The organism is Serratia nevei (genome assembly GCF_024160145.1).
Lineage (GTDB): Bacteria > Pseudomonadota > Gammaproteobacteria > Enterobacterales > Enterobacteriaceae > Serratia > Serratia nevei_A.
In genome coordinates, this window is sequence record NZ_JAMYWQ010000003.1 from 132,475 (window position 1) to 150,299 (window position 17,825).

At 64.3% G+C, this 17,825-nt stretch carries 14 protein-coding genes; 2 read left to right on the forward strand and 12 right to left on the reverse strand.

Annotation, left to right across the window (positions count from 1 at the left end; translation table 11 throughout):
- Positions 1-112: 112 nt before the first annotated feature.
- Together M6G53_RS04105 and M6G53_RS04110 are read left to right on the forward strand one after the other, a co-directional pair.
- Positions 113-376 carry a type II toxin-antitoxin system ParD family antitoxin gene (locus M6G53_RS04105; protein ID WP_253329151.1) on the forward strand — a complete coding sequence of 88 codons (264 nt, stop codon included), beginning with the start codon at positions 113-115 and terminating at the stop codon, positions 374-376.
- Positions 361-660: a type II toxin-antitoxin system RelE/ParE family toxin gene (locus M6G53_RS04110; protein WP_366519481.1), complete on the forward strand. Its 300-nt coding sequence runs from the start codon at positions 361-363 to the stop codon at positions 658-660. Before M6G53_RS04105 ends, M6G53_RS04110 begins: the two co-directional genes overlap by 16 nt.
- 7 nt (positions 661-667) lie before the next feature.
- Here the strand turns inward: M6G53_RS04110 and urtE are convergent, their stop codons facing one another.
- From urtE to phnE (M6G53_RS04170), 12 genes are all read right to left on the reverse strand, one after another.
- Positions 668-1,366, reverse strand: a complete 699-nt coding sequence (gene urtE, locus M6G53_RS04115; protein ID WP_253329155.1) for an urea ABC transporter ATP-binding subunit UrtE — start codon at positions 1,364-1,366, stop codon at positions 668-670.
- Positions 1,367-1,378: 12 nt separating this feature from the next.
- On the reverse strand, positions 1,379-2,185 hold the full coding sequence (urtD, locus tag M6G53_RS04120; RefSeq protein WP_049195077.1) for an urea ABC transporter ATP-binding protein UrtD: 807 nt from the start codon (positions 2,183-2,185) through the stop codon (positions 1,379-1,381).
- Positions 2,182-3,258 carry an urea ABC transporter permease subunit UrtC gene (gene urtC, locus M6G53_RS04125; RefSeq protein WP_253329157.1) on the reverse strand — a complete coding sequence of 359 codons (1,077 nt, stop codon included), beginning with the start codon at positions 3,256-3,258 and terminating at the stop codon, positions 2,182-2,184. The genes urtD and urtC overlap by 4 nt, the downstream gene beginning before the upstream one ends.
- Positions 3,258-4,838 carry an urea ABC transporter permease subunit UrtB gene (gene urtB, locus M6G53_RS04130; protein ID WP_253329159.1) on the reverse strand — a complete coding sequence of 527 codons (1,581 nt, stop codon included), beginning with the start codon at positions 4,836-4,838 and terminating at the stop codon, positions 3,258-3,260. The genes urtC and urtB overlap by 1 nt, the downstream gene beginning before the upstream one ends.
- Before the next feature lie 56 nt (positions 4,839-4,894).
- Positions 4,895-6,163 carry an urea ABC transporter substrate-binding protein gene (urtA, locus tag M6G53_RS04135; RefSeq protein WP_253329161.1) on the reverse strand — a complete coding sequence of 423 codons (1,269 nt, stop codon included), beginning with the start codon at positions 6,161-6,163 and terminating at the stop codon, positions 4,895-4,897.
- A gap of 32 nt (positions 6,164-6,195) precedes the next feature.
- A complete protein-coding gene (locus M6G53_RS04140; protein ID WP_253329163.1) occupies positions 6,196-6,897 on the reverse strand; it encodes a GntR family transcriptional regulator in 702 nt (233 codons plus the stop codon).
- A 14-nt stretch (positions 6,898-6,911) separates the two neighbouring features.
- A complete protein-coding gene (uca, locus tag M6G53_RS04145; RefSeq protein ID WP_253329165.1) occupies positions 6,912-10,532 on the reverse strand; it encodes an urea carboxylase in 3,621 nt (1,206 codons plus the stop codon).
- Complete coding sequence (gene atzF / locus M6G53_RS04150; protein WP_253329166.1) at positions 10,525-12,363, reverse strand: allophanate hydrolase; 1,839 nt, start codon at positions 12,361-12,363, stop codon at positions 10,525-10,527. The genes uca and atzF overlap by 8 nt, the downstream gene beginning before the upstream one ends.
- 224 nt (positions 12,364-12,587) lie before the next feature.
- A complete protein-coding gene (locus M6G53_RS04155) occupies positions 12,588-15,155 on the reverse strand; it encodes a putative mucin/carbohydrate-binding domain-containing protein (RefSeq protein WP_253329168.1) in 2,568 nt (855 codons plus the stop codon).
- 176 nt (positions 15,156-15,331) lie between these two features.
- The gene (locus M6G53_RS04160; RefSeq protein WP_004939471.1) at positions 15,332-15,796 is read right to left on the reverse strand and encodes a YehS family protein; all 465 of its coding nucleotides are present in this window, start codon (positions 15,794-15,796) and stop codon (positions 15,332-15,334) included.
- Positions 15,797-16,027: 231 nt separating this feature from the next.
- Entirely contained in the window at positions 16,028-16,927 is a 900-nt protein-coding gene (gene phnE / locus M6G53_RS04165) for a phosphonate ABC transporter, permease protein PhnE (RefSeq protein WP_253329170.1), read from the reverse strand.
- A complete protein-coding gene (gene phnE / locus M6G53_RS04170; RefSeq protein WP_019454695.1) occupies positions 16,924-17,787 on the reverse strand; it encodes a phosphonate ABC transporter, permease protein PhnE in 864 nt (287 codons plus the stop codon). The genes phnE (M6G53_RS04165) and phnE (M6G53_RS04170) overlap by 4 nt, the downstream gene beginning before the upstream one ends.
- Between the last annotated feature and the right edge of the window lie 38 nt (positions 17,788-17,825).

Below are 17,825 nucleotides of genomic sequence, written 5' to 3' on the forward strand. Positions count from 1 at the left end.
TGCGGCTTCCGCCCTCATGGCGGTGCCGCAGTCGAGATCCTGAGAGTTTGACGTGCACAATGTAAGAACTAATCTTACAATGATGCAGCATAGCCGAAAGTGAGGGGGAACAATGGGCAGAACATTAACGGTAGATCTGGGTGACGAACTGCGTAGTTTCGTCGAAGACCTGGTGGCCAGCGGCGATTACCGCACGCCCAGCGAAGTCATCCGCGAATCCGTGCGCACTTTGCGCGAACGTACCGCCGCCTCAAAACTGGAAGAGCTTAGGCGCCTGATTGCCGAAGGAGAGAACAGCGGCGAAGCCGTCGAATGGGAACGTGATGTGTTCATGGAAAGAATACGGAGCAAAGCACAAGGATACGCAGGAAAGTAACCGTCCGCCCAAAAGCCTTGGACGATATGGAAGAGATCTATTTTTACGGGTTGGCGCGCTTTGGCTTACCGGTGGCCGAAGACTATCTGCGCCACCGGTATCAGGCTTTCGATAACCTTAGCCACCACCAACTCGGCAGAAATATCGATGCAATCGGCCCCGGCCTATGGGTATTGCCCGTCGCCAACCACCTGATTTATTTTCGTCAGCACAGGCGGGAGGTGAATATCATCAGAGTGCTGCATCATTCCCGCGATCCGCTCAGTCGATCCTTTTTCAGCTGATCCAACGTCAAATCGCCACCAGCCCACGTACGCCGTCCTGTTCCATATTGCTGCCGGCGCCGCGCTGCACGATGCTGCCGCGCGACATCACCAGATAGCTGTCCGCCAGATCGGCGGCAAAATCATAGAACTGTTCCACCAGCAGGATCGCCATATCGCCCTTCGCCGCCAGCTGCTTGATCACCGCGCCGATCTCCTTGATCACCGAAGGCTGGATCCCTTCCGTCGGCTCGTCGAGGATCAACAGCTGCGGCCGGCAGGCCAGCGCCCGGCCGATCGCCAGCTGCTGCTGCTGCCCGCCGGAGAGATCGCCGCCACGCCGATCCTTCATTTGCCGCAGCACCGGAAACAAGTCATAGATCGGATCCGGCACCGCGCGCGCGGCGGCGCCGGAAAAGCGCGCCAGCCCCATCAGCAGATTTTCCTCCACCGTCAGGCGCGGGAAAATCTCCCGCCCCTGCGGCACATAGGCGATGCCCGCCTGCACCCGCTGATGCGGTTTTTTACCGGTGAGGGTTTCGCCCTGCCAGCGGACGCTGCCGCTGCGCGCCGGGACCAGCCCCATCAGGCATTTCAGCAGCGTGGTCTTGCCCACGCCGTTGCGCCCCAGCAGGCAGGTCACCTCGCCGATGCGCGCCTCGAACGACAGGCCGCGCAGAATGTGGCTGCCGCCGTAATACTGATTCAATTCCTCTACCTGCAGCATCGTTACGCCTCCTCAGCGCCCCAGATATACCTCAATCACCCGTTCATCGGCCTGCACCTGCGCCAGCGAGCCTTCCGCCAGCACCTGCCCCTGGTGCAGCACCGTCACGCGATCGGCGATGGTTTCCACAAACCCCATGTCGTGTTCCACCACCATCAGCGAATGCTTGCCCGCCAGCTCGCGGAACAGTTCGGCGGTGTAGTCGGTTTCGGCGTCGGTCATACCGGCCGCCGGTTCGTCGAGCAGCAGCAGGTGCGGCTCCTGCACCAGCAGCATGCCGATCTCGAGAAACTGTTTCTGCCCGTGGGACAGCAGCCCGGCGGGCCGGTGACGCTCATGCCCCAGCCGCAGGGTCTTCAGCATCTCGTCGATGCGGTCGCGCTGTTCGCTGCTCAGGCGGGCGCGCAGGCAGGCCCACACCGATTTGCGGGTTTTCTGCGCGATCTCCAGATTTTCGAACACCGTCAGCGCCTCGAACACCGTCGGTTTTTGAAACTTGCGGCCGATGCCGGCGTGGGCGATCTGCATCGGCGCCAGCCGGGTCAGATCGACGGTCTGATCGTAAAACACCCTGCCGCTGTCCGGCCGGGTCTTGCCGGTGATCACATCCATCAGCGTGGTCTTGCCGGCGCCGTTGGGGCCGATCACACAGCGCAGTTCGCCGACGCCAATACGCAGCGACAAATCGGTCAGCGCGCGAAAACCGTCGAAGCTGACGTTGACGCTGTCGAGCTGCAGCACCGGATCGGTTTGCTGCCGGTATTTATCCGCCGGCAGCGGGTGGGTAAACAGCTCGTCGGTCACTTGCATCGCTTTCATGGGGTTTTCCTCCGGCGCAGCAGGCCGATCACCCCTTTGGGCAGAAACAGCGTGACGACGATAAACATCAGGCCGAGGAAGAACTGCCAGTATTCGGGAATGGCCATGGTGAACCAGCTCTTGGCGCCGTTGACGATGCCGGCGCCGAGCAGCGGCCCTACCAGCGTGCCGCGCCCGCCGAGTGCCACCCAGATGGCGGCCTCGATCGAGTTGGTCGGCGACATTTCGCCGGGGTTGATGATGCCGACCTGCGGCACATAGAGCGCGCCGGCCAGCCCGCACAGCACCGCCGACAGCGTCCAGACGAACAGCTTGAAGCCCTTCGGATCGTAGCCGCAGAAGGTCAGGCGGTTTTCCGCATCGCGCACCGCGGTCAGCACCCGGCCGAACTTGCTGCGCGCCAGCGCAAAGCCGATGGCCAGGCTGGCGGCCAGCAGCAGCACCGTCGCCAGGAACAGCGCCACCCGCGTGCCGGCGGCGGTGATGGGAAAGCCGAGCAGCGTGGTGAAACCGGTAAAGCCGTTATTGCCGCCGAAGCCGGTTTCGTTGCGAAAGAACAGCAGCATGCCGGCATAGGTCAGCGCCTGGGTCATGATCGAGAAATACACCCCTTTGATTTTCGAGCGGAAGGCGAAGTAGCCGAACAGGAAGGCCAGCAGGCCCGGCACCAGCACGATCAGGCACAGCGCCCAGGCGAAATGCTGGGTGCCGCTCCAGAACCACGGCAGCTCATTCCAGGAGAGGAACGCCATAAACGCCGGCAGCCCGTCGCCCGCCGCCTGCCGCATCAGGTACATGCCCATGGCGTAGCCGCCGAGCGCGAAGAACAGCCCGTGGCCGAGCGACAGCAGCCCGGCATAGCCCCACACCAGATCGAGCGCCACCGCCACCACCGCGTAGCACAGGATCTTGCCTGCCAGCGTCAGGGTATAGGTGGACACCGCCAGCGGATGATCCGCCGGCAACAGCGTCATGAACGGCATCACCAGCAGCATCAGCAACGCCAGCGCGCCGATGCTCAACGCCAGCCGGGGCGCTTTCTGCACGCCGGTTACGGTCAATGGTTGGCTCATCAGTCAATCACCCTGCCCTTGAGGGCGAACAGCCCCTGCGGGCGCTTTTGAATAAACAGAACGATCAGCACCAGGATCAGGATCTTGCCCAACACGGCGCCGATCTGCGGCTCGAGGATCTTGTTGACGATGCCGAGGCCGAAAGCCGCCGCCACCGTCCCCGCCAGCTGGCCGACGCCGCCGAGCACCACCACCAGGAACGAATCGATGATGTAACCTTGCCCCAGCTCCGGCCCGACGTTGCCCAACTGCGACAGCGCCACCCCGCCGAGCCCGGCGATGCCGGATCCCAGCCCGAAGGCCAGCATGTCTACCCGCCCGGTGGGCACGCCGCAGCAGGCCGCCATCGCGCGGTTTTGCGTCACCGCGCGCACGTTCATGCCGAGCCGGGTCTTGTTCAGCAGCAGCCAGGTCATCGCCAGCACCAAGAGCACGAACGCGATCACCGCGATGCGGTTCCACGGCAGCACCAGGTTCGGCAGCAGCTGCACGCCGCCCGACAGCCACGCCGGGTTGGCGACCTCGACGTTCTGCGCCCCAAACAGCACCCGCACCAGCTGGATCAACACCAGGCTGATGCCCCAGGTGGCCAGCAGGGTTTCCAGCGGCCGGCCGTACAGGTGGCGGATCACCGTGCGCTCAAGCAGCATGCCGATCCCGGCGGTGATGGCGAACGCCACCGGCAGCGCCGCCAGCGGGTAGAGCGCCAGCCACTGCGGTGCAAACTGCTGAAACAGCCCCTGCACCAGGTAGGCGGAATAGGCGCCGAGCATCAGCATTTCGCCGTGCGCCATATTGATGACGCCGAGCAGGCCGTAGGTGATCGCCAGCCCGAGCGCCGCCAGCAGCAGGATCGAACCGAGCGACAGGCCGCTGAACGCCTGGCCGAGCAGATCGCCGATCATCAGGCGATGCTGCACCTGCTGCAGGCTGCGTTGCGCCTCGGCGCGCACCGCGGCGTCCGGCTCGTGGGCGGCGTCGGTCAACGCTTGCAGCCGCGCGCGGGTTTCCGGTTCGCCCGACTCGCCCAACAGCCGCACCGCATTGAAACGCACCTGCGGATTGCCGTCGGCCAGCTGCAGGTTAGCCAGCGCCAGGCTCAGTGCCTGATGGACCTGCGGGTCTGTTTCCCGCGCCAGCTGCCGGGCCAACAGCGGCAGCTGCTCGCCGTTCGCTTCGCGCTGCAGCGCGCTCGCCGCCTGCAGCCGCACCGCCGCGTCCGCGCTGACCAGCCGCTGCGCCGACAATGCGTTGGCGATCAGAATGCGCAGCCGGTTGTTCAGCCACACCTTCTTCGGTTCGCCAACCGGGGCCGCCTCGCCCTCGAGCGGCAGATAGCGATCGCCCTGGCGGATAAAGGCGCGCTTCGCCCCGTCGATCGCCACGGTTTCTTGCTGCAGCCCCTGCAGCAGCGGCAGGCGCGCGACGTCCGGCTCGGCCGCCCACGCCTGCAGCAGTTTGGCCTGCTGCGCACGGTTGGCCGCCGCAAACTCACCGGCCGGCCCGGCCTGCGCCAGCAGAGGCCAGGCGCACAGCAGCCACAGCCCGACGCGCAAAGAAGATAAAAACGGAGATTGCATCAGCTGCCTCTTCTGTTGGGCCGGCGGGCGTGGGGCCGCGCCGGCGCTGAGTGACGTTACTTGCCGCCTTTCACCGGGTAATCCGGCTTCTTGTCGTTGCCGGCGATATACGGGCTCCACGGCTGTGCGCGCACCGGCGCTTCGGTCTGCCACACCACGTTGAACTGGCCGTTGCCCTCGATCTCGCCGATCATCACCGGCTTGTGCAGGTGGTGGTTGGTCTGGTCCATGGTCAGCGTGAAGCCCGACGGCGCGGCGAAGGTTTGCCCGGCCATCGCCGCGCGCACCTTATCGACGTCGGTGGTACCGGCCTTTTCCACCGCCTGCGCCCACATGTGGATGCCGACGTAGGTCGCCTCCATCGGATCGTTGGTGACCGCGGTGGCGTAATTCGGCAGGTTGTGCGCCTTGGCGTAGGCTTTCCACTGGCTGACGAACTGTTTGTTGGTCGGGTTATCCAGCGATTCGAAATAGTTCCAGGCCGCCAGGTTGCCCACCAGCGGTTGGGTGTCGATGCCACGCAGCTCTTCCTCGCCGACCGAGAAGGCGATCACCGGCACGTCGGTGGCCTTGACGCCCTGGTTGGCCAGCTCTTTGTAGAACGGCACGTTGGAGTCGCCGTTGATGGTGGAAATCACCGCCGTGTTACCGCCGGCGGCAAACTTCTTGATGTTGGCGACGATGGTCTGGTAATCGCTGTAACCGAACGGCGTGTAGACCTCTTCGATATCCTTGTCCTGCACGCCTTTGCTGTGCAGGAAGGCGCGCAGGATCTTGTTGGTGGTGCGCGGATAGACGTAATCGGTGCCCAGCAGGAAGAAGCGCTTGGCGCCGCCACCGTCCTCGCTCAGCAGGTATTCCACCGCCGGGATCGCCTGCTGGTTCGGCGCCGCGCCGGTGTAGAACACATTCGGCGACATCTCTTCGCCTTCGTATTGCACCGGGTAGAACAGCAGCCCGTTCAACTCCTCAAACACCGGCAGCACCGACTTGCGCGAGACCGAGGTCCAGCAACCGAACACCGCCGCCACCTTGTCCTGGCTCAGCAACTGGCGCGCCTTCTCGGCGAACAGCGGCCAGTTGGAGGCCGGATCCACCACCACCGGCTCCAGCTTTTTGCCGAGCACCCCGCCTTTGGCGTTGATCTCGTCGAGGGTCATCAGCGCCACATCCTTCAGCGGCGTCTCGGAAATCGCCATGGTGCCGGAGAGCGAACTCAGAATGCCGACCTTGATGGTGTCGGCGGCCTGCGCGCTCCAGGCCAGGCCCAGGCCGATCGCGGCGGCGGACAGCGCAAAAGCGTTGATAAAACGACGACGTTGCATAGTTCAATCTCCTGATGTGTGTGAAAACGAAATCAAAATCGTTGCGCCGACCGCGCCTGATGCAGCATGTGCAGCGTTATTTTTCGTACCTCTGCCTTGCTGACGGCGATATGCTCGCCGAGCAGCGCTTGCGCCATCCCGCTTTGCCGCTGCAGGATCGCCTGCAAAATGGCGGCGTGTTCGCGGTAGGTGGCGTCCACCCGCGCCTGCTGGGTGAAATCCAGCCGGCGAATGATGCGGATCTTTTCGGTCAGCTCGCGGTGAATGCGCGCCATCTCGCCGTTGCCCGCCGCGGCCACCAACGCCTGATGAAACTGCTCATCGTGCTGCGACAGCGCCTGGCCGTCCGCCAGACGTGGCGCTTCGGTCCAAAAACGGTTCAGCGCCGCCAGCGCGGCCGGCGTTTCCCCGGCCGGCCATTCGCACAGCCGTTTCACCGCCTCTTGTTCCAGCACGATGCGCAGGTCGTACAGCTCTTCGAAGTAGGCAAAATCGAACGGCCGCACCTGCCAGCCGCTGCGAAACAGCACCTCGACATAGCCTTCGCGCTCGAGCCGAAACAGCGCCTGGCGCACCGGCGTGCGGCTGGCCGCCATGCGCTGCGCCACGTCGCTTTCGCTGAAGCGATCGCCCGGCAGCAGGCGAAACTCGAAGATGTCGGCCTTGAGCTGCAGATAAATGCGCGCCGCCAGCCCCTCCGGCCGCGCCTTGTGCTCCCCGTTGGTGATTTGCATCGTCGCCCCGCCGTTCAGACCGCTTTTTCCAGCCACAGCAGGGCGTCGCCCGGCCCGACCGGCCGCCCCTGCCGGCAGCTGATGCGTTTGACGATCCCGGCGCGCGGCGCGGTGACCGCCAATTCCATCTTCATCGCCTCGACCACGATCAGCGGCTGCCCGGCCGCCACCGCCTGCCCCGGCTCCACCAGGATCTTCCACACGCTGCCGTTCAGATCGGCGCTGACCAGATCGCCGTCGATCGCGTCTTCTTCAACCGGCGGCAACAGCTGCGCCTCGGCCTCGTCGTCATCGCTGCGCCAGCGCGCCACTTCGGCGCTGAACGCCTGCTGCTGGCGATGCTGGAAGTCGGCGATCGCCTCGGCGTTGTCGGCCAGGAAATTGGTGTAGGCGGCGAAGTCGAATTCGCTCTCTTCGATGCGCACCTGCATGCGCCCTTCGCGGAACGCTTCGCGCTGCTCGTCCAGTTCTTGCTCGCTGACCGGGTAGAAGCGCACCTGATCGAAGAAGCGCAGCAGCCAGGGCTCACCGGCGGTGAACTGCGGGTTTTTGAGGAATTTGTTCCAGATCGGCAGCGTGCGCCCCACCAGCTGGTAGCCGCCCGGCGAGTCCATGCCGTAGATGCACATGTACATGCCGCCGATGCCGACCGTCCCTTCGGCGGTGTGGGTGCGCGCCGGGTTGTATTTGGAGCTCAGCAGGCGATGGCGCGGATCGAGCGGCACCGCGCAGGGCGCGCCGAGGTAAACGTCTCCCAATCCGAGGATCAGATAGCTGGCGTCGAACAGAATGTCACGCACCTGCTCGCGTCGGCTCAGGCCGTTGATGCGCTGGATGAAATCGACGTTGTTCGGCAACCAGGGCGCCGAGGCGCGCACCGTCTGCTGATAGCGATCCACCGCGCCCAGCGTGGCCGAATCCTCGAACGCCATCGGCAGCCAGACGGTGCGCGTCGGCACCTTCAGGCGGCTGACGTCCCCCAGCGCCCGTTCGCGCGCCAGCAGGCGCTCTAGCAGATCGGCCTGGCTAATCTGTCGGCTGTCGTAGCGGATCTGCAGCGAACGCACGCCCGGCGCCAGCTCCGCCACGCCCGGTATCGCCTCCTCTCGCAGCGACTGCATCAGCAGATGGATGCGCAGCCGCAGCGCCAGATCGAGCACGTTGTCGCCGTACTCCATCAGGATGTAACCGTCCCCCGCCTGGCGATACGCCACCGCCGGGCGCCCTTCCGCCGCCGGCAGCGCCGCCAGCACCGCGGCGGAAACGGTCTCCGCCGGGGCCAGATCCGGCGGCGGCAGGGTGATGGCCTTCACCGCCGCCAGCGCTTCGATGCTGCCCAGCTGCGCCTGCTCCAGCGACTGCGCCTGGCGAAAGCCGATCGGATGGAACCGGATGCGGTCGCCCGGCTTCACCTGCCCCACTTTCCACAGCTCGGCCTTGGCGATGGTCACCGGGCAGACGAAGCCGCCGAGGCTGGGCCCGTCGCGGGTCAGGATCACCGGGAAGTCGCCGGTGAAATTGATTGCACCGATGGCGTACTCACAGTCATGCACGTTGGAAGGATGCAAACCCGCCTCGCCGCCGTCCTCTCTCGCCCATTCGGGCTTCGGCCCCGCCAGGCGCACGCCGAGGCGGTTGGAGTTGTAATGCACCTGCCAGTCGGTGGCGAAGAAGGCCTCTATTGATTCGGCGGTGAAAAAGTCCGGCGCGCCGTGCGGCCCGTACAGCACGCCGATGTGCCACTGGTCGCCGTAGTGCGGGATCAGGCTGTCGTCCATCGCCTGCGGCGCGGCGATCGGCGCCGGCGTGGTGCTGGCGGCCAGCGCCGGTTGAGCGATCGCCAGCATGTCCGCCACGCGCAAGGTGCGCCCGGCGTGGCCGCCGAACTGGCCCAGCGCAAAGGTGGAACGGCTGCCGAGATACACCGGCACGTCAAAGCCGTTGCGTACCGCCAGATAAGTGCGGCAGCCGTGTGTGGCGCGCCCCAGCGTCAGCACCTGCCCGGCCCGCACCGCGATCGGCCGCCAGTAAGCGACCGCCTCGCCATCCAGATCGGCCGGGCAGCTCGCGCCCGTCAGCGCGATGATGGCGTCGCAGTGAAAGCGCAGCGTCGGCCCCTGCAGGGTAAACTCCAGCCCGGCGGCGGCCGGGTGGTTGCCGACGATGCGGTTGGCCAGCCGGAACGCGAAGTCGTCCATCGGGCCGGATGGCGGCACGCCGATGTCCCAATAGCCGAGGCGGCCGGGATAATCCTGCACGCTGCTGTAGGTGCCGGGTTGCAGCACTTCGAGGCAGTGCGGCTGGAAACGCACATTGTCCAGCAGGCGCGTCCAGACGTCGCCGCGCTGAAATTGCGGCGTGGCGATCACCTGCCGCAGATAATCGAGGTTGGTGGCGATGCCGTGCAAACGGGTCGCCGCCAGCGCCACGCGCAGTTTTTCCAGCGCCTGCTCCCGATCCGCGCCGTGCACGATCAGCTTGGCGATCATCGGGTCGTAAAATGCCGAGACTTCGCTGCCGGTCGACACCCAACCGTCGAGGCGCACGTCGGCGGGGAAATGCACCTCGGTCAGCACGCCGGGGCTGGGCTGGAAGTTCTTCAGCGGATCTTCGGCGTAGAGGCGCACTTCGATCGCCGCGCCCTGCGGCGCGCGTTGCAGCGCCGCCCAATCCAGCGCGTCGCCCGCCGCCACCTGCAACATGCCTTCGATCAGATCCAGGCCGGTGACCATCTCGGTGATCGGGTGCTCGACCTGTAAGCGGGTGTTCACTTCCAGGAAGTAAAACTCGTCGCGCGCGGCGTCATAAATGAACTCCACGGTGCCGGCGCTGCGGTAATTCACCGATTCGCCCAGCGCCACCGCCGCCCGATGCAGCGCCTGGCGGGTCGCCGCCGGCAGGTGCGGCGCCGGGGTTTCCTCCACCACCTTTTGGTTGCGGCGCTGCAGCGAGCAATCGCGCTCGCCGAGCGCCACCACCCGCCCCTGGCCGTCGCCGAAAATCTGTACCTCGACGTGGCGTGCGCGATCGACGAAGCGTTCAATAAAGGCGCCGGCGTCGCGGAAAAACTGCTCTCCCAGCCGTTTGACGCTGTCGTAGGCGTCGCGCAGCGCCGCCTCGTCGTCACAGCGCGTCAGGCCGATGCCGCCACCGCCGGCGGTGCTTTTCAGCATCACCGGGTAGCCGATACGCGCGGCGGCGGTAACTGCCTGCTCAACGCTCTCCAGTAAGCCGGTACCCGGCGTCATCGGCACCCCGGCCAACCCCGCCAGCTCGCGCGCCCGGTGTTTGAGGCCGAACTCGCGGATCTGCGCCGCCGTCGGGCCGATAAAGGCGATGCCCGCCGCCTCGCAGGCTTCGGCAAACTCGGCGCTCTCGGACAAAAAGCCGTAGCCGGGGTAGACCGCCTGCGCGCCGGTGGCGGCGGCGGCCGCAAGGATCTTGTCGATGCGCAGGTAGCTGTCGGCGGCCTTGTCACCGCCGAGCGCCACCGCCTTATCGGCTTCGGTGACGTGCGGCGCATTGCGGTCGGCGTCGGAATAAACCGCCACGCTGGTGACGCCCAGGCGTTTCAGGGTGCGAATGGCGCGGCAGGCGATTTCGCCGCGGTTAGCGATCAGTACGGTATTAAACATGTTCGTGCCCCTTAAGGCTGGCGACATAAGGCTGCCAGCCGCCAAACTCAGTGATATCCGTGGCGCCTTCCAGCGCCCAGGCTTCGCAGATAAACCCCTTCACCCGCCGGCCGTCCGCCAGCAGCAGCGTGCCGATGCCCAAGGGCGCCGGGATTTCCGCCACAAACTCGCCGAAACGGGCCAGCGGGATGTCCCACAGCTCAAGAAGGATCGCCGCCCCCTGCGCCACGCGCGCCAGCCCCGGCTTCGGCGGCTCGGTATCGGCCAGCGCGTAGAGGCGGTAACAGGGGGCGGTGACGGTTTGCTCCACCCGCACCGCGTCGCGCTGCGTCAGCTGGACGTTGAGCGGCATACCGCTGAGGTGAGCACCCACTACCGCCAGACGCACGTGCCCCGCCGACGGGGCCGGCGCGGGCTGCGGCGGCAATACCCGGCCGGTAGCCCCGAGCGGCAAGGCGCTTTGCCGTTGCCAGCGCAGGCCAAACGCCGCCAGCGCCCGGTCATGCCAGGCGGGGGCAATCAGGGTGATGCCCGCCGGCAGCCCGTCTTCGCGCAGCGGCCCCGGCAGCGCCAGGGCGCTCAGATCGGCCAGGTTGGTGAAATTGGTGTAAGTGCCGAACTGCGAATTGAACAGCACCGGCTCCTGCGCCATCTCCGCCAGGGTGCGGATAGTGGGCGCGGTCGGCACCACCAGCGCGTCGAACGGCGCCAGCCGCTGGGCGATTTGCCGCGCCAATTCGGCACGCAGGTATTCCGCCTGGTAGGCGTCGCAGGCGCTGTAGCCCAGGCCGTTGCCGACAATCCCGCGCACCACCGGATCGATAGCCTGCGGGCTCGCTTCCAGTACCTGCTCAATCGCCACGGTGCGCTCCGCCACCCAGGGGCCGTAATACAGCTGCTCCGCCAGGGTGCGAAACGGCGCGAAATCGAGAGGTTCCAGCGTGGCGCCGCCCGCCTGCAGCTGCGCCAGCGCGCGGTGAAACGCCCGTTCGGCCTGCGCGTCACCGAAAAACTCCAGTTGGGCGGGGATGGCAAAACGCGGCGCGGCGGGAATATCCGCCGGCGCGGTATGCGGATCGGGGCGGGAATACGGATCTGCCGCGTCAAAGCCGCTCGCCAGCTCCGCCACCTGCGCCGCATCGGCCACCGTCAGCGCGAAGACCGATACCGTATCGTTCAAGCGGCAGGCCGGCACCACGCCGCGGTTGGACAACCGCCCCTTGGTCGGCTTCAGCCCGACGATGTTGTTGAACCCGGCGGGCACGCGCCCCGAACCGGCGGTGTCGGTGCCCAGCGCGAACGGCACCAGGCCGCGCGCCACCACCGAGGCGGAGCCGGAGCTGGAACCGCCGCTGACGTAGCGGCTGTCGAAGCTGTTGACCACCGCGCCATAAGGTGAGCGGGTGCCCACCAACCCGGTAGCGAACTGATCGAGGTTGGTTTTACCGAGGGCGATCGCCCCGGCGGCACGCAGGTTGGCGACCACGGTGGCGTCCGCCGCAGCCTGATAGGTGAACGCCGGGCAGGCGGCGCTGGTTGGCCAGCCGCCGACGTCGATATTGTCTTTGATGGCAAAGGGCACGCCGAACAGCGGCAGGCGGCTGAGATCGCCGGCGACCGCCGCCAGCAACTGTGCCAGTTGCCGGTACTGCTGCTCGCGCTGCGCCGGCGTGGCGAGATACAGCCAGGCGTTATCGTCCGGGTTCAGCCCGGCGACCAGCGCTTCGATCGTCGCGCTGACGCAGGCGAGGCGCTCGCCCGCCGGACGGGTTTGATAATGGTGTTGCCATTCACTGAGGGTAAAACCACAGGCTTCAACAGGATCGCTCATCGGCTGAATTCCATCTGGTACACAAGATGGGATTCAACAGAGCAACCGGCGTGCCAATTTTTAATCTCATGATTTCAATAAATTATAATTAAAACTTATGACGGTGACGGCGAACGGCCTGCACCAGCGGCGCGCAGCGGGAGAACAAAAAGAGTGCAATGGCGGGATAACGAAGCGGAAAAACCGGGGCGACGGCACTCGCCGCCCCGGTAGGCCGATGGGGATCAATCCTTGATGCGTTTCAAACCGACCGGCGTAATGCAGTAGGTCTGTTGCTTGCCCTTCTCCGCCAGCCGCACATGCTGCATCTCGTTGACGATCGCCAGACGGTTGTCCGGCTCTTCATGCCGCAGATGGATCACCTCACCGCCGTAGCCTGACAGCGGCAGCACCCAGATTTTAGCCTGTTGATTTTGGCTGCCGATGACGTCGTAGCTGAGCAAGGTGTTTCCGTCCGCATCCGTCACGCTGATGAAGGCGTAGCTGTCGGCAAAATAGTGGTGAGCAATCCCCGCCGCCAGCGTCACGGTCACGGTTTTCTTCACCAGATCGACGGCGCAGGTCAAAAACTGGCGATCGCCGATCCCTTTGCCGGCCACGGTAAACGCATTGCCGACGTTAGCGCCCGGCGGCGTATTATCGGCCGGCAGGCAATCCCGATAGGTCGCCAACAGTGGCTCGCGCTGCGGCTCGGCGAAGGCGCCGATCGCCAGATAAATATCGTCCTTGAACGACGATGACGGCGCGTAGTAAGCCGGCAACAGGCGGCGCAAACGCTGCGCCGCCTGCTCCAGGCGCGCCAGCAGCGCCTGCTCGGGATCGCCGGACAACGCCGGGTTTTTCAGCCCGCTGGTTTCGATACGCAGCACGTTGGTTTTGTTTTTGTTGTCGATGACGCCGGCCGCCGCCGGATTCAAACGCACCCGGCTCGGCTCCACATGATAAATCTCGATGTCGTCGCCTTCGGCAAACGGCAGCTCGTCATGACTCAATGTAGCCTCAGTGCCCTGAATTTCCTTAGTGAAACGCACCGCACCCTGCCGATCGCGCAGCGTCACCCGGGCATAGGTTTCACCGGGGAAGTAGGCGTGCGGCGTGGTGCTGGTCACGTCAACCACCACCGCCCCTTTGGCGCGATCGACGACCACGGTGGCGAAGACCGCATCGCTCAGGCCCAACAGGTTGATCTCCTGCGACACGATCGGCGAAGCGGCTTTGCGCTCGAAGCGAAGCGTCACCGCGTTTTTCCCCTGTTTCACCGTCAGATAAGCCGCCGTCGGCCGATATTTGCGATCTTTGCCGGTCGGCAACCGCAGGGTGTACACGCCGATCGGCAACGCATTCAGGGCCAGGGTCGGCGCGTCGATACGGACCTTGTGGGCATAGCGCGCCCCTTCCATCAGGACAAGATCCTCACCGTAGATCTGCGCAAAGTCATCGATATCCAGGCTCAGGGCGACATCGCCTTTCAGGCCGCTCGCCTTGAGCTGAGAGGAATCGACCAGGCGCAGGGAGGAATCCAGCTTCAGCTGTGCCTGCACCGCCGGCAAACTCTGCGCATCCACCAGTTGATACAGCGGGTACACCGCCTTGGCGTGGCTGAACGCGTTGAGATCGCGCTGCGTTTGGGTGATCACGCCGCCGGTCAGTTCGACGAACGGCGTCACGTCGATTTGCTCGCCGGCCGCGGCGAAGCTTGCCGACAGCAGGTCCAGCAAGGCATGTTCGGACGGCACGAAGCCCGGCGTATTGCAGCTTTGGCGATACTGCTGGTTAAAGTGCGTGAAGGCGTTCTTGCCTGCCTTGTCGACCATCAGCATCGCGAAGAACAGCTTGGAGCGCAGATCCCACTGGTTGAGCGGCGTGCCCTGAGCGATCAGATCGACGATTTTCTTCTCGACGCCGGCCGCGTTGCCGTAGTTATACAGCCATCCCTCCTGGTATTTGCGTTCCCCCAGCATCACGTCCTGATAGCAAGCGGCGTAAATATTGTTCCACATCTCACCGGTGGAGAAATATTTGTCGCCCATAAAGTGCCCCTGATAGCCGTGCGCGATCTCATGCAGGCTGCCCCAGTTGCTGTCTTTCGGCGTCAGCCAGAAGCTGCTGACCGAATCGCTGGTTTCCGCCGTCCAGCGGCCGCCGTAATACGCGGCGCCGGCGCCGTGCTTATCGGCCTTCATAAAGTAGCGGTTGCGAATATTGCGATCGGATTCGTGTTCAGCCTCGAACGAGACGCCGGTCAGCGCATTGTAGAAGGTGAAAATGCGGTCATAGTAGGCGATCAGCCCGTCGATGTTTTTCGCTTCGCCCAGCGACTTCAGCGCCGGCTTACTGATTTTCGGCACCAGCAACACCGCGTATTCCGCATCGACCAGCGCAAACTCGGCGTCCCGATCGTCCCAACGGGCGAAGAATGCGGCTTCGTTTTCGCCACGGCGATAAACCGGCAGCGCTTTCGCCGTGTCCGGATACTCGAACTCCAGCGCCGGTTCGCCCTGCCCGTACGGCGTATCGATGAACGGCACCGAGACGGCATTGACCTGGGCCTCGACCCAGCTCGCGCCGACGCTGAATTCAGCCTCCGTTTTGCTGTCGTCATTCAGCAAGCGCAGCATGAGCTTGCCGGTAAACGCCGCGTTGGTCTGCCGCACTCGCAGCACCTGCCCGGCGGCGAGAATGATGCCCAGGTGCTGGCGATCGTGATCGATACCTTTGCTCATGCCTGCCGCATCCAGCCAGACCGGCCGGGTCAACGTGTAAAGTGATTGGGTTTTCGTGATGGTTGGCATCCTGCTTTCCTCATGGTTTCGGTGATTGAATTGACCATGAGAAAGTAACCGGAGGGGCGGCCGCCCTCCATCGATGGCGGATGGCTGAGGGCCAGTACAACAACGGCGGGCGGGAGAGCGGCAATAAAAAAGGCGCAACCTTGCGATTGCGCCTGAGGCTCGGTGAACGCTGCGCGTTACTCGCCGCGAACGCGCTGCGCCAACCCTTTGAGGAAGTAGCGCAGCATCTGATCGCCGCACGGGCGGTAGTTCTTGGTGCCTTCTTTGCGGAACAGCGCGCTCAGCTCCGGCTTGGAGATGCGGAAGTCCACCGCGGTGAAGATCTGGTGCATGTCGGTGTCTTTCAGCTCGAACGCCACGCGCAGCTTTTTCAGCACCAGGTTATTGGTGATCGGCAGCTCAACCGCCGGCGCCGGGAACTTGTCGTCCTTGCCGCGCTTGAAGAACACCAGGCCGTTGAGGAAGTGCGCCATCACTTCGTCCGGGCACTTCTCGTAGCCCGGCTCGCCTTCTTTGATCACGTAAGCGTCCATCGCCGACACCGCCACCTCGAAATCGTCCAGTTTGATAATCTCGACCATTTTGGCGTTGTTAATGCTCAGCATATAGCGCACGCTGCGCAGCACGTCGTTGTTCATCATGGGATTGCATTGCCTTTACTTGTCTAACGGGGACGTGCGCATTGTAAAAAAATGCCCCATACCCAAAATAATTGGAGTTGCATCGCGGCGGCAAATTTGTAAGCCCCCGGAGCATAGTTAACTATGTGACCGGGGCGCGCAAATGCAGCCAACAAAGAGGCAGCTCCAAGTATGACGGGTATGGCCGCACACCTTGAATGTGCGGCAGTATAGGGATCGGCAAGGGGTTTCTCAATCGATTTGGCTTTTTTGCTGATACAGCGGGATGTCTTCGCCGATGATGTACTTGTTGCGCAGCATCGACGAGACCTTGTCCATGATCATCACCACCACCACCAGGATCAGGGTGATGAACATCACCACGTCCCAGTTCCACAGCCGCATGTTCTCCGCGTACACCAGGCCGATGCCGCCGGCGCCGACGAAGCCCAGCACCGCCGCAGAGCGGGTGTTGGACTCGATCTGGTACAGGCTGAGCGCCAGGAAGGTGGGGAACGATTGGGTGAAGATGCCGTAGCGGTGCTTCTGCAACCCGTTGGCGCCTACCGCCGTCAGGCCGCGGCTGGGGGACTTGTCCACCGCCTCGTGCCCTTCGGCGTACAGTTTGCCCAGCAGCCCGACGTCCTGCATCACGATCGCCAACACCCCGGCCAGCGGCCCCATGCCGACGGCGCGCACGAAGATCAGCCCCCAGATCGCCATGTCGATACCGCGCAGCACGTCCAGCAAGCGGCGCACCACCACCGAAATCGGCCGCAGCAGCGGCGTCGACATCACGTTGCGCGCGGCGAAGAACGACAGCGGCAGCGCGATCAGCGACGCGGTGATGGTGCCGGCGAACACGATGGCGATGGTGATGCCGATCTGCTGGAAGTAGTACATGAACGGCCAGTTGACGAAGTCGTGCCAGACGAACATGCGCAGGAAATAGCGCCCCAGCTGCTGGCAGCCGTTGATAAACTGCGGCCAGCTAATGCCGAAGACCAGGAAGAAGAACACGTAATACAGCACGATCGCCAGCGCGATCAGGCCGACGGTGCGCAGGTAGCGCCCCTGCTGCGCAAAGATCGCCGGATGCTGTTGTTTCAACTGGCGCAGCGTTTCCGCCGACGCCGGAGTGCCCGCTATCATTTTGCCCCCTCCACCACGCGCTTGCGCAGCTCGCCCGACACGTAGTCGAGCACGGAAACCACCACGATGATCAGCAGCAGCGTCATGCTGACCTGATCGTAGCGGTCGAGTTTAATGTTGGTCATCAGCTCCTGGCCGATGCCGCCCGCGCCCACCAGCCCCAAAATGGTCGACTGGCGGAAGTTGATCTCCAGCCGCATGAAGCTGTAGGAGAGAAACACCGGCTTCACCTGCGGCCACAGGCCGAAGCGCATGCGCTGCAGCGGCGTAGCGCCGCAGGCCGCCAGCCCGCGCACCGGTTTGTTGGAGGCGGTTTCGATCGATTCGTAGAACAGCTTGGTCAGGCTGCCGATGGTGTGCAGCGCCAGCGCCAGGAAGCCGGGAATGGCGCCGATGCCGAACGCCATCACGAACATCACCGCCCACGCCAGCTCCGGCATGGTGCGCAAAAACGCTACCAGCGTGCGGATCGCCAGCCGCACCGAGGCCGGGGTATAGGTGTTGCCGGCCGCCAGAAACGCCAGCACGGTCGCCACCAGCACCGAGAAAATGGTCGCCGCCAGCGCCAGCTGCAAGGTCTCCCAGATCAGCGGCAGCTGGATATTCAGGCGGTAACCCCAGTAGGCCAGCGAGCCCTCGGTGCGCCCGTCGGCGAACAGCAAATGCCAATGCAGCGTCGGAATGGTTTCGGCCAGGTAGTCGAAGAAGTGCGGAATAGACACCCAAACGGTGTGCAGGTTGAACTCGGCGAGGTTGCCGGCGCCCAGGTACAGCACCACCAGCCCGAGCGACCACAGCAGCGCTTCGCGCTTTTGCTTGCTGCGGATCCGTTGGTAATAGTGTGCGAAATCGGTATTCAAAACAGGTCTTCCATCTTTATGGAACAAGGGGTTCAGCA

Excerpts from the sequence above, each read along its gene's own strand:
- M6G53_RS04155 (WP_253329168.1), bottom strand. The coding sequence starts at position 15,155 with ATGCCAACCATCACGAAAACCCAATCACTTTACACGTTGACCCGGCCG.
- phnE (WP_253329170.1), bottom strand. The coding sequence starts at position 16,927 with ATGATAGCGGGCACTCCGGCGTCGGCGGAAACGCTGCGCCAGTTGAAA.
- M6G53_RS04105 (WP_253329151.1), top strand. The coding sequence starts at position 113 with ATGGGCAGAACATTAACGGTAGATCTGGGTGACGAACTGCGTAGTTTC.
- uca (WP_253329165.1), bottom strand. The coding sequence starts at position 10,532 with ATGTTTAATACCGTACTGATCGCTAACCGCGGCGAAATCGCCTGCCGC.
- M6G53_RS04160 (WP_004939471.1), bottom strand. The coding sequence starts at position 15,796 with ATGATGAACAACGACGTGCTGCGCAGCGTGCGCTATATGCTGAGCATT.
- urtA (WP_253329161.1), bottom strand. The coding sequence starts at position 6,163 with ATGCAACGTCGTCGTTTTATCAACGCTTTTGCGCTGTCCGCCGCCGCG.
- M6G53_RS04140 (WP_253329163.1), bottom strand. The coding sequence starts at position 6,897 with ATGCAAATCACCAACGGGGAGCACAAGGCGCGGCCGGAGGGGCTGGCG.
- urtE (WP_253329155.1), bottom strand. The coding sequence starts at position 1,366 with ATGCTGCAGGTAGAGGAATTGAATCAGTATTACGGCGGCAGCCACATT.
- urtB (WP_253329159.1), bottom strand. The coding sequence starts at position 4,838 with ATGCAATCTCCGTTTTTATCTTCTTTGCGCGTCGGGCTGTGGCTGCTG.
- urtD (WP_049195077.1), bottom strand. The coding sequence starts at position 2,185 with ATGAAAGCGATGCAAGTGACCGACGAGCTGTTTACCCACCCGCTGCCG.
- urtC (WP_253329157.1), bottom strand. The coding sequence starts at position 3,258 with ATGAGCCAACCATTGACCGTAACCGGCGTGCAGAAAGCGCCCCGGCTG.
- atzF (WP_253329166.1), bottom strand. The coding sequence starts at position 12,363 with ATGAGCGATCCTGTTGAAGCCTGTGGTTTTACCCTCAGTGAATGGCAA.